Annotated in this window: 6 protein-coding genes; 2 read left to right on the top strand and 4 right to left on the bottom strand. The window is 55.5% G+C overall.

Annotated elements, in window-relative coordinates; all coding sequences use genetic code 11:
- Positions 1–56 precede the first annotated feature (56 nt).
- A complete protein-coding gene (gene argA, locus MYB54_RS16895; RefSeq protein ID WP_170310700.1) occupies positions 57–1,400 on the top strand; it encodes an amino-acid N-acetyltransferase in 1,344 nt (447 codons plus the stop codon).
- A gap of 83 nt (positions 1,401–1,483) precedes the next feature.
- On the opposite strand, the gene MYB54_RS16900 is transcribed toward argA, so the two are convergent.
- The gene (locus tag MYB54_RS16900) at positions 1,484–2,680 is read right to left on the bottom strand and encodes an L-talarate/galactarate dehydratase (protein WP_010286465.1); all 1,197 of its coding nucleotides are present in this window, start codon (positions 2,678–2,680) and stop codon (positions 1,484–1,486) included.
- A 314-nt stretch (positions 2,681–2,994) separates the two neighbouring features.
- On the opposite strand from MYB54_RS16900, the gene MYB54_RS16905 reads away from it, so the two are divergent.
- Positions 2,995–4,017, top strand: coding sequence for a LacI family DNA-binding transcriptional regulator (locus MYB54_RS16905; protein WP_371928248.1), 1,023 nt, complete (start codon positions 2,995–2,997; stop codon positions 4,015–4,017).
- 157 nt (positions 4,018–4,174) lie between these two features.
- Here MYB54_RS16905 and recD read toward each other — a convergent pair whose 3' ends face one another.
- The 3 genes from recD to ptrA are packed head-to-tail and all read right to left on the bottom strand — an operon-like array spanning position 4,175 to position 12,551.
- Entirely contained in the window at positions 4,175–6,040 is a 1,866-nt protein-coding gene (gene recD, locus MYB54_RS16910; protein ID WP_248721086.1) for an exodeoxyribonuclease V subunit alpha, read from the bottom strand.
- A complete protein-coding gene (gene recB, locus MYB54_RS16915; protein ID WP_248721087.1) occupies positions 6,037–9,618 on the bottom strand; it encodes an exodeoxyribonuclease V subunit beta in 3,582 nt (1,193 codons plus the stop codon). The genes recD and recB overlap by 4 nt, the downstream gene beginning before the upstream one ends.
- Positions 9,615–12,551, bottom strand: a complete 2,937-nt coding sequence (ptrA, locus tag MYB54_RS16920; protein ID WP_206555233.1) for a pitrilysin — start codon at positions 12,549–12,551, stop codon at positions 9,615–9,617. The genes recB and ptrA overlap by 4 nt, the downstream gene beginning before the upstream one ends.
- Between the last annotated feature and the right edge of the window lie 74 nt (positions 12,552–12,625).

A 12,625-nucleotide genomic window follows, 5' to 3' on the forward strand; every position in this document is an offset into this window, starting at 1 on the left:
ACTTCCTCTTGCCTTTTACGTCATAAAGAATAAAAATACAGAAATTACGAATAAAAATGCAAAGAGGGCTCGCAGTGAAGGAACGGAGTACAGAACTGGTTCAGGGCTTCCGCCATTCAGTTCCCTATATCAATGCCCACCGTGGCAAAACGTTTGTCATCATGTTAGGTGGCGAAGCCATTGAACATGCCAACTTCTCTAGCATCGTAAATGATATCGGGCTGCTACACAGTCTGGGGATCAAGCTGGTGGTCGTTTATGGTGCTCGCCCCCAGATCGATGCCAACCTGACAACGCATCACTACGAGCCTCTCTACCATAAAAATACCCGCATCACCGACAGCACCACGCTGGAACTGGTCAAGCAGGCGGCAGGAATGTTGCAGTTGGACATCACCGCCCGGCTGTCGATGAGCCTGAACAACACGCCGCTGCAAGGTGCCCACATTAATGTCGTCAGCGGTAACTTTATTATCGCGCAGCCGCTTGGCGTGGATGATGGTGTGGACTACTGCCATAGCGGCCGTATTCGCCGCATTGATGAAGAAGCCGTTCACCGCCAGCTGAATAGCGGTGCAATTGTGCTGCTCGGCCCGGTTGCGGTTTCAGTCACCGGTGAAAGTTTCAATTTAACCTCGGAAGAGGTCGCAACCCAGCTCGCTATTAAGCTGAAAGCGGAAAAGATGATCGGTTTCTGCTCCTCGCAGGGCGTAACCAATGAAGAAGGCAACATCATTTCCGAGCTGTTCCCTGACGATGCGCAGCAGCGTATTGATGCACTGGAACAGGCTGGTGATTACCATTCGGGTACGGTCCGGTTCCTGCGCGGCGCGGTCAAAGCCTGCCGCAGCGGCGTACGCCGTAGCCACCTGATCAGCTATCAGGACGACGGCGCGCTGCTGCAAGAACTGTTCTCACGCGACGGTATCGGTACGCAGATCGTGATGGAAAGCGCCGAGCAGGTTCGCCGTGCGACCATCAATGATATTGGCGGTATTCTGGAGCTGATTCGCCCGCTGGAAGAACAAGGCATTCTGGTCAGACGCTCACGCGAGCAGTTGGAAATGGAGATCGACAAATTCACCGTCGTGGTACGCGATAACCTGACTATCGCCTGCGCCGCACTTTATCCGTTCCCGGAAGAAAGCATCGGCGAAATGGCCTGCGTCGCGGTTCATCCGGATTACCGCAGCTCATCGCGCGGCGATATGCTGTTACTGCGCGTTGCCGCTCAGGCGCGTCAGCAGGGTCTGCAAAAGCTGTTCGTGCTGACGACGCACAGCATCCACTGGTTCCAGGAGCGCGGCTTTTTACCCGCCGAAGTGGAAATGCTGCCGAAGAAAAAGCAGGCGCTGTATAACTACCAGCGTCGCTCGAAGATTCTGGTGCTGGATCTCTGAGCTATTCCGCTCGATAACACTTCTCGTGGCCGATCGTAAAATCGGCCACGTTGTTTTCATTCTCTCACGACGTTTTCATCCGCTTATGGCTGTTTGCCAAACTCACAGCTCAGCGTTGTCCACTTCCTTGCCTGTTCACTCAGCGTAAATCCTAACCCCAGACGATCGGATACCCACATGCGCCCATCGCGCAGCTCTAGTTGCTCGTTGAAGAGCGGATTCAGCCACTCGAAGTGTTCCAGCCAGGGCTCAATCGGATAGGCCGCCGCCAGATGCAAGTGCACTTCCATCGCAAAATGCGGTGCCAGTTTACGGCCGTGCTTCGCGGCCAGGTCCATGATTTTCAGGAAAGGTGAAATCCCCCCCACGCGCGGTGCATCCGGCTGGACGAAATCACTGGCGTTACCGAGGATCAATTGTTCATGCTCGCGGAAGCTGGTCAACATCTCGCCAGTCGCAATCGGCGTATCCAGCGCCGCCGTCAGCGCCGCATGGCCTTCCACATCGTAGGCATCCAGCGGCTCTTCAATCCAGATCAGGTTAAAGGCTTCCATCTTTCTGCCCATCCGAATCGCCGTTTCACGATCCCACTGTTGATTGGCATCCACCATCAGCGGGAAGTCATCTCCCAGCGCTTCGCGCACCGCCGTGAGGCGACGGATATCCTCCGCCGTATTCGGCTGCCCGACTTTCAGTTTGATCCCACCGATACCGCTTTCACGGGAGATCACGACATTCTTTAATACCTGATCCAATGGCGTATGCAGGAAGCCACCGGAGGTGTTGTAGCACTGCACGGAATCACGGTGTGAGCCGAGCAGCTTCGAAAGAGGCAAACCCGCACGCTTGGCTTTCATATCCCACAGCGCGATGTCGAGCGGAGAAATCGCCTGCACCGCCATCCCACTGCGGCCAACCGATGCGCCAGCCCACAGCAGCTTGGTATAGATCTTATCGATATCGTTTGGATCTTCGCCCAGCAGATTATCGGCAATCTCTTTCGCGTGAGCATAAATGCCCTGTCCACCCGCCCGCTTGGAATAGCTGAATCCGACTCCTTCAAACCCATCACGACTGCGGATTTCCGCAAAAATAATGGCAACTTCGGTCAGCGGTTTCTGCCTTCCGGTCAGTACTTTCGCATCACTCACCGGCGTTGCCAGCGGCAAAAATGCCAGAGAGAGTTTTACCCATTCGATTCGATCGCCCGACTCGGCGGCCGTTCTGACGTTCGTGACTTTTGCATAGCTAACCGCTGCTGAATTTGCACTGATGGTCATGTCTCACCTCGTAAAATGATTGCGCTAACATTCATAAACAGAAGGAAGATAGCGATAAATGAAGAAAAAACATGCAATGCAGATCACATAATAATCATTATCACGATAAAACCATGCATCGAGAGACAAAATTAATGATTGCGCAATCACCAAAAAAAGTAAGAGGATACAGCGGGAATACAGCCCAGCTAGCCCGAAAAGGCGAGACAATTCGGCAGGTTTTCAGAAACACAGGCGACTGGTAAACCGATGTGCCATCAACGATAATCCAGCGACATGTGAATGCGCGCGCAGCCTCAGAAGGGAACCCGTGATTGAAACGCGATAAGAACGCCAGCAGCATGCCGCCACGTGCTCCCACGCTTGAAGATGTGGCGCGTGCCGCAGGTATTTCGCCCATGACCGTCAGCCGCGCGTTGAACAATCCGAAGATTGTTCGTGCAGAAACCGTGAACAAGGTGATGGAAGCCGTCCGCGCCACGGGTTATATCCCCAATATGTTAGCGGGCGGGCTCGCCTCCCGACGCAGTAAGCTGATTGCCGTAGTGGTGCCACAAATCAATAACAACATGTTCGTTGATACTGTTCAGGCGATCAGCGATGAGCTGGCCGCACGCGGTTACCACATGCTGCTGTGCGTCGCTGGCTATACCAATGAATCCGAGGCAGAGCTTGTCGCTACCCTGCTTTCTCGTCGCCCGGACGGCATCGTCCTCACCGGAATTCACCACACGCCCGAGCTCAAACGTCTTCTGCTCAACGCCACGATCCCCGTCGTCGAAATCTGGGATCTCACCCCGACGCCGCTCGATATGCTGGTCGGTTTTTCTCATGAAAGCATCGGGAACGCCATCGGGCATTATTTGCTGGGCAAAGGACATTCACGCTTCGGTCTGGTGTGGACTGAAGACGCACGTGCCGGATTGCGTAAGAAAGGGATTTACGACGTCATACAAAAACAGCCGGGAAGCTACGTGTATGAAGCCATTGCCCCGTGGCCTGCGACGCTGGCGTTAGGACGTCAAGGGCTGAGCGATCTGCTCGCCGATGGAGAGGACTTTGATGCCATTATTTGCAGTTCCGATACGCTGGCGCAGGGCGTGATGATCGAAGCCGCCGCCAGAGGATTAGACGTACCGAAGCAACTGGCAGTCATGGGGTTTGGCGATCTCGATTTCGCTGCACACAGCACACCGACCATTACCACGGTCAGAGTCGATCGCTGGAAGATCGGCACCGACGCGGCGGCAATGCTGGCAGAAAAGATTGAGGGGAAAAGCGTGCCCTCCCCTATCGTGGATATCGGTTTTTCGCTGATTGAACGCGAATCCGCCTGACGTTCTATTCATTTGACGTTCTATTCATTTGACGCTCTATTCATTTGACGTTCTAACCACCTGACGTTCTATCCGCCACACGTCAAACTGCATGTACGTTAGCTGCCTTTACCGACTCGGCCCGCCGTGGGCCTTGCCAGTCTGCAACGCAAATGCGTTAAGGTGTATCGCCATTCATCAGCGCGCTAATTCTCTCTTCCAGGCCGCTATAGCGCTGCGTTGGCGTTTTCACCGCCCGACAGAGAATGCGGACATCGGTATAGAGTGACAAACGCTGGCGTGCACGCGTGATGGCGGTATACACCAGCTCTCGCGTCAGCACCGGTAAATAGTGGTTCGGCAGCACCAGCGCCGTATGATCGAACTCCGATCCCTGCGATTTATGCACCGTCATCGCATAGGCCGTTTCATGCGGCGGCAGACGGCTTGGCGTAACGTCTTTGGTTTCGCCATTTGGCAACGGGAAAAATACGCGCAGCTCTCCGTTGTCTCCCATCATGGCAATACCGATATCCCCATTGAACAGGCCTAATGCGGCATCGTTACGTTCAATCATGACCGGTCGGCCGGGATACCAGCGGTTAAGCGGATTACGGCTACGCTGAATCAGCCTAGCCTGATGCAAAGCCTGCTCGATGCGCTGATTCAGCCCTGCTACGCCAAATGGCCCTTCGCGCAATGCACATAGCTGGCGATAGCGCTGGAAGGCAAGCAGCACAGCGTCCGGCGTGGCTCCCGTCGCAATAAGTTGCAGATAATCACGATACCCTGCGACACACTGCGCCAGCATGGCCTGATACTCTTCAGCCTCGGTTAACGGGCTACAGGTAATGTCAGCAAACTCGCCGTTTAACACCGTACGCACACGAGCATCATCGCCGCCGTTCACCGCCAGCGCCAGTTGGCCAATACCGGAATGCGGATCGAAACGGTAGCTCCGGCGCAACAGACAGATACTGTCACTGACTGTCGTTTGCCCTTCAGGACCGCGTTCATCCAGCTTACAGCCCGTCAGCCGCTGCAATTGCTGCGCCCGTGCACGGCTATAGCCAGCCTCGGCAAAACGACAGATATCGCCCAACACCGCACCCGCCTCGACGGACGCCAGCTGATCGCGGTCACCCAGAAAGATAATTCTGGCGTGTGGCGGAAGCGCGGCGATCACGTTTGCCATCATCGGCAGATCGACCATCGACGCCTCATCCACAATCAGCACATCCAAATGTAACGGGTTGTCCTGATGGTGACGCAGGCGCTGACTGTCTGTCACCGCCCCCAACAGCCGGTGCAGGGTTGTCGCTTCCTGCGGAAACGCATCCCGCAACAATGGATCCACCGCAAGACGGTGCAGAGCCTGCCCCAGCGATTCCGTGAGCCGCGCAGCCGCTTTCCCGGTCGGCGCAGCCAGTTGAATACGTAACGTTTCTCCCGTATTCAGCTCAATTAGCGCCGCCAGCAATTTGGCCACCGTCGTGGTTTTCCCCGTTCCCGGCCCGCCGGAAATCACCGCAATGCGGCGCGTCAAGGCGACAGCCGCAGCGACCTTCTGCCAGTTAACCCCTTCGCCCACGTCAGGAAACAGCCGATCCAGAACCGCTCGGATCGCTGGTTCATCAACGGGGATCGTATCGCGCTCGCTGGCGATAAACCGCGCCACGCGGCCTTCACTCTGCCAGCTACGCTGTAAATACAGCTTTTCTCCTTGCAGCACCAGCGGCGTCGGCTGGCTGCCGTCGCTGACGGCATCGGACGTCAGTAAGCGCTGCCGCCATGCGGCAACCGTGTTTAGCCCTGCCTCCGTGAGCAGCTGTTGTGCCAGCTCAGGCTCGCGGCCGTCAAACAGCGTCTGGGCCTGCAAGTTCTCCAGCGGCAAACACACGTGCCCCGCGCCCGAATGTGCACTCAGGCAGGCCGCGGCCAACAGCAGATCGGGCTTTGTCTCATCCGCCAGCATTCTGGCGAACTGAACATCCAGCGGGCGCAGTAACCGCCGCGTCAGCGCCATTTCAAGTAACGCAATCATGAGGGAACTCCTGTATCAGCATCGTCAGGCGTCTTTCCCTTAAAGAGCGCATCAAGCCCGAAAACAAATTCAGCAGAGGGACGACAGGCAAAGATGCCATTGCCGGGGTGAGACGCTTCAACGCCGCGTAAAAACAGATAAAACACCCCGCCAAAGTGGCGCTCATAGTCATAATCCGCAATGCGATGACGGAGATAGCGATGCAAAGCCAGCGTGTAGAGCTGGTATTGCAGGTCATAGCGATGTTCGGCCATCGACTGCATCATGGCTGTTTGGGTGTACGCACTGGCATCAGGGCCGAGCCAATTGGACTTATAGTCCAGCAGGTAATAGCGCCCTTCCCAGCGGAACACCAGATCGATAAACCCTTTCAGCATGCCTTTCACCTGCTGAAAAGAGAGCGCCGGACAGCGTGCAGATAGCGAGTCGTGATGTTTCGCCAGCCGATCGAGCTGCGCCGCCTGTATTGGCGCATCAATCGGTATATAGAACTGTAATTCGGCCTGCTTATCGGCGTTATCCAGCGACGATAGCACGATCCCTTGCTCATTAAGCGGCGTATGCAAAAGCGTATCCATCCACGCCTTTAACACCGGGTGCCAGTGCGCTTCAAATCCCTGTAGTTGCAACTGCTCGGCTAGCCAGTCATCCTCAACGGGCTGAGTAAAATCCAGCGTTTCAAACAGGCTATGCAAAAACGTTCCCGGACTCGCGCCGCGCGGGAACGTATGCGGCGTCAGCTGGGTTTCATCCGCCTCCTGCCGCTCGCCTATCGCTTCGATATCCAGACGCGGCACCAGATCCTGCGCGCTTGCAGAACCCTGCTGCTGAAGCCCCGAATAGCTGGTTACTCGCCAGCCGTCGCGCAGCTGGCGTTCGATGTGGCGAGCCCGCAGCTCTGCCAGTTCCGGTCTATCCGGCTGCCAACGCTGTTCTTCCGTCGCCTGTAGCGGCGTTAATGCGATACCGTCGCCAACCATGCCTTCCAGCTCGCTGACTAACGTGGCAGCTTCAGCTTCTTTACCGCGCTGGAGTAAATAGCCCAGCGCGCTCTGGTGCATATCGCTGCTGCCGTCTTTCTTACGCGATCGCTGAACCGGCGCAACGCCTACGCTACAGTGGTAGATAGAACGGGTTAGCGCGACATACAGCAAACGTAAATCTTCCGCCAGCCGCTCTTCTTCCGCTAGCGTCTGGCTTTCTTCATTGTTTTGCAGATCCAATACAGCCTGATAGCTCTCGCGATCGTGATAAATCCCCTGATCCTGCACGCGGAAGTTACTGATGAAAGGCAGCCATACCAGCGGGTATTCGAGCCCTTTCGATTTATGGATCGTCACGATCTGCACCAGGTGACGATCGCTTTCCAGACGTAGCTGCTGATTCTCTGCCTGCGGATTAGGTTGGACAATCTGCTGTGATAACCAGCGCACCAGCGCATGTTCGCTATCAAGGGTTGCAGAGGCATCCTGCAATAACTCACCGATATGCAGAATATCGGTAATGCGGCGTTCACCCTCCGCGCTCGCCAGCAGGTTCTCCGCCAGCTGATGTTGGTTCATCAGCGCACGCAGCATCGGCAGTACGCCGCGCTGACGCCACAGAGTACGGTAGCCCGCAAATTCATCTACCAACGCATCCCACGCGGCTTCGCTTTGACCTAATGCATCAACCTGTTCGGCATCCAGCCCCATCAGAGCCGTCGCCATCGCGCTGCGTAACGTGCGTTCCTGTTCCGGTGCCAGCACCGCCTGCAACAGCCACAACATATCACTGGCTTCCGGCGTGCTGAATACGCTGTCGCGATTGGACAGATATACAGAGGGAATGGACAAACGGCTCAGCGCGTCACGAATCAGCGAGGCTTCACGCCGGCTACGCACCAGCACACTCATGTCGGATGCCCTGACCAAACGGCGGGAGTCGTCAGTAACCAGCCAGGCTTCATTGCGCTGACTGGCCGCCAGCCAGTCACGAATCTGCGCCGCACACTGACGCGCCATCTGCTGTTGATAATCTCCTACGCCAATCGGTTCTGAACCCGTTAGCCAGAATTGCAGCGCAGGCTGAGGCTGCCCCGCGACCTCAAACACCAAACCGCGCTTAGACTCAGCAGGCTTGACCGGCAGGAAAGGAATGTTTTGAAAAATAAAAGGAGAGTCGAGGCGTTCAAACAGACGATTAACGCCATGTACCATCTGGTGCGACGAGCGCCAGTTCGTACCCAGCGTATAATGCGCAGCGACTTCTCCGCGCGCGTGCATGTAGGTAAAAATATCCGCACCGCGAAACGCATAAATAGCCTGCTTAGGGTCACCGATCAGCAATAGCCCACACTGCGGCTGCCCGACGTACAGCGTTCGGAAAATACGGTACTGTTGAGGATCGGTATCCTGAAATTCATCGATCATCGCCACCGGATAGCGTTCGCGAATGGCGCTGGCAAGCTGTTCCCCGCCAGGCTGTTGCAACGCAACATCCAAACGGCTCAGCAGATCGTCAAACCCCAGTTCTGCTCGCTGTCGTTTTTCCTCACTCACCGACTCGCGGATCGCCGACAGCGCGCGAACAATGACTAAATCGCGCAGCGACAGTGGCGCTTCAAGCAGCCGTTCGGTCTCCTCAAAGAGGGTATGGACAGGCGGTTCGCCTTTCTTCGTTTTCTCGATTAGCGTTTGCTGGGAAAATCTCACCAGATCTTTCGGCAGTTGATAATCCAGCGTCGGCTGCTCTGCCCACAGCGTGACTTTCTGTAGCCAGTTGGGAAGATGCTTACTGCTGTAGCTGCGTTTATCGACGCCAGAAGCACTAATCAGCGCTTCCAGATCCGCGGCTGACGCCAGCCAATGTTGTTTGTATGCATCGATCGTCGCCACGATCTTCTCATGTCGACTCAGCAGCGTTTCATCTTCTTCTGGCGGCAAGCGAAACGCAGGCGCTTCACCGTGCAGATAAGGCGCCAGATCGGCCAACAGGTTTTCCGGCCCTTTCCACTCCAGACCGACAATGCGTGCGACTTCGACTGGCAGCGGATAGCAGTAACGACGCCAGAAATCAGCGCAGGCCTGACGGCGCAGCGGCTGTTCATCTTCTATCAGCACCTGTTCGAAAAGCACGCCGGATTCAAACGCATTGGTACTGAGCATACGCTGGCAGAAGCCGTGGATCGTGTAGATCGCCGCTTCGTCCATTTGTCGTTCGGCCGCCAGCAATACGTCGGCCGCATCGCGGTGATCCGAAATCTCCGCCAGCAGCTGCGCTAGCGACGTATCTTTAGGCTTCTCTGCCTCTTCACCCTGCGCGCTTTTACGCAGGCAGGCGATGCGCAACGCGTGAATTCTGGCACGAATACGCTCCCGCAGCTCTTCGGTCGCAGCCTCCGTAAAGGTCACAACCAGAATTTCCTCGACCAGTAGTGGGCGTGGATACGCGGCTTGCTTCCCCAGCCCCAATAGCAGGCGCAGGTAAAGCGCAGCCAGCGTATAGGTTTTCCCCGTTCCGGCCGACGCCTCAATCAGCCGCTCCCCGAGGAGCGGCAACGTCATAACGTCTAATGATTGCGGCGCGGCATTTTTCATTCTGCTGAAACCTTACCGACCGCTGTCGATGCTGCTGGCGCAGGGATCATCGTAGGCGCTTTCTCACGCGGTAACGTTTTCTGCAATGAAGACGCATCCGCGTAGGTATGCCATCCTTTCGGTGCGGCATAGTCGGCTTTACCATGATGGCTGCCGGAAACCTGCGACAGAATCGCCAATCCTTCAGGCTTCAGCGCCTTCTGGAAGAAGTCTGCCAGTTGCGTGACCGTCAGCGGTTTGATTTGTTCGAGCAGTTTCTCGCGTGAATCAAAAGCGAAGTTTTCCCGATCCAGATCGCGACGCAGTCGGCTAGCCTCTTCACCTAAGGTTTGCGGACGCTGGTTCAGTTCATTCATCACGCCCTGCTTATACTGCGTGAACTCTTCTTCACTCATTTCACGCAGTCGTTTTTGCGCTTTCAGGTAAAAATCTTCATAACGCTGATACAGATAAGCAGGCTGTTTGCTGTTGCTTTGCAGCAGGAAGGCAATGCCCATCTGTCGGCCGACCGTCGTCGGGAAGGCAAACACCGCGTAACCCAGTTGCTCTTCCGTTCTCAGTTGGCTGTAGAACCAAGGCTGAACGATCTGCCCCAGCACCGAGCTATACGCCATGCTTTCCGTTTCCGAATACCCCGTCGGTACATACACCGCTGCTAACGCAGAATCCGTGCTGCTGCCCGGGCGCTGTAGATTAGCAAGCTGCGGCTTACTGACTTTGACATCATCGCTGCGCGACAGATTCTCGCCACCAGCCTTCAGATGCGCCTTCAGCGTATTCGCCAGCTCGGTAACTCGTTCTGGTGCCAGATTGCCGACGACCAGCATTTCCGGCGTGGCTTTTTGCAGCAGGTCTTTGCGGTAGTTAACCACGTCCTGTAAACGGATATCCTTCAGCAGGTTACGACGTTCTGCACGCTCAAAGTAAGGCAATTGCGATATCGCCTGAACCGGCTGTAACGCCTGTTCAAAAGCTTTTGATTTCTCTACCGCATCCAATTGCTGTATGTACCAGGATTTCGCCTGCTCCAGCTGTGCTTCCGTCGAGGTAAAGGAGGCGTAGCCATCCGCCAACGTCAGCAGCAACCGTGGCAAATGCTGGGTATAGCCATTGGCGCTAATCACCAGACCATCATTGCTACGGGTGGAGAAACTGATGCCGCCGATCGAAGCCTGATAGCTGAGTTCATCCAGCGCCAGACCTGCCAGATAATCGTTTAACGCAAACAGCACCTGATTACGGGCGGTACTGCGCGCTTCCTGATTACGCAGGAATAGCGTGATTTCCGCTTTCGGCTCATCAGCGAAGTAGTGGCTTGGCATATACAGCACGCGCAGCCCCGGCTGATTCAGCAGAAGTGTCGGTTTAGTGATCGCCTTATCGGCTTTGATCAGGGAGAAATCATCCGGGATATAGGGGTTGATCGTCGGCAACGACAGTGACATTTTCTGCCCCAGCGTTTTCCATTTTGCGAATGTGGCTGACGGGATTTTATTCATCTCGTACGGCGCATCGACAAAATAGGCCACTTTATTATGCGGCTCATTCGGGCTGATGACCCAGACGCGCGCGTTCTGCGGCGTCATCTCGTCCAGTCGTGCGGCGATAGCTTTCGGATCGTAGCGATCGGCAACATACTGCGCATCCAGCGTATGTTCGACCGGCACGCGCAGCATGGTATCAACCAACCATTCGATGTAGTCCATATCACGGCTGATGGATGGATAGCGGAAATCCAGATCCAGAACATGCGCGATCTCATCAAAATAGCGCTGCTGAATCCCTTCTGTGCGGATTTGTTGCAGGTAACGGAATATCGCAGCGATCACTTCATCACGCTGTGCCAGGCCTTTATCGGTCAGCGAGGCTGAAATAGCGAACATGCCGCCATTACGGTCGATGATCGGCGAAGAACCCGCACCGATAGACTCAACCAGCCCTTCCTTTTGCAACCAGTCAGAGAGCGTATTCTGGCTGCGGTTGCCAAGCAGATAGCTTATGTAGGTATCCGTCTTGCTGCGAAATTCCTGGCTAATATCGCTGACGCGAAACTCAATGCGCAGCTGTTTTCTCGGCTGAGCAGGAACATAGTGAATCATTACGCCGCGCTGCTTTTCCGTCGTCACAGGAACGGTAACCGCAGGAACGCTGGCGTTGTGATTAGGAATGCGCCCGAAGGTATCAACCGCCAGTTTCGCCAGTTCAGGCAGAGGTTGATTGCTGTAAATCACCCCTTTCATCAGGTTGGCGGAGTAATATTGCTGATAGAACTTCACCAGCTCATCATGCAGTTTGCTGCCGGGTTTATCGCTCAGGGTTTCAAGATTGCCACCCGAAAAACGCGCGCTTGGGTGCGCCGGGTTCAGCGTTTCCGCCCCTACCTGCGCCATGCGGTGACCATCGCGCGAACGCGCCATCGTTAATTCCGCATTGACCGCATTACGCTCACGATCGGCATTCACCGGATCGAGCAGCGGTTCCGCAATCGCGTCCGCCATCCGATCGACAGCTGGCCGCAGTGCGTCATTTTCCACTTCCAGATAAAACGCCGTGCGGTAAGACGCCGTGCTGGCATTGTGGCTACCGCCATGCTTTTTCAAAAACTCGGACAGCGCCTCTGGCTCTGGGTAACGTTTCGATCCCATCAGCACCATGTGTTCGAGGTAGTGCGCTAATCCCAGTTGATTATTGGGGTCGTCCAGCGAGCCAATAGGCAGCGCCAGTGATGCCAGCGATTTGGGTGCCTGCAGATCGGAAACCAGCAGAACGGTCATTCCATTATCCAGTTTGATCGCCTGATATTGCCGCGGATCTTTTTCGCTTTTTCGAATCGTCTGAGCCAGCGGCTGCCAGCCCGTATCAGCCCAACTCGCCGGAAGCCAGAATGTGAATAAAAGAAACCACCCGGTAATCCAGACCCACTGTTTACGCATGCAATTCTCCAACTTCATATCCATCACTTTTCACGTTACAGTGCGTTATCTTCTCGCACCTCGAAATCGACTCG

This window comes from Pectobacterium nicotianae (assembly GCF_023272715.1).
GTDB classification, from domain to species: Bacteria; Pseudomonadota; Gammaproteobacteria; order Enterobacterales; family Enterobacteriaceae; genus Pectobacterium; species Pectobacterium brasiliense.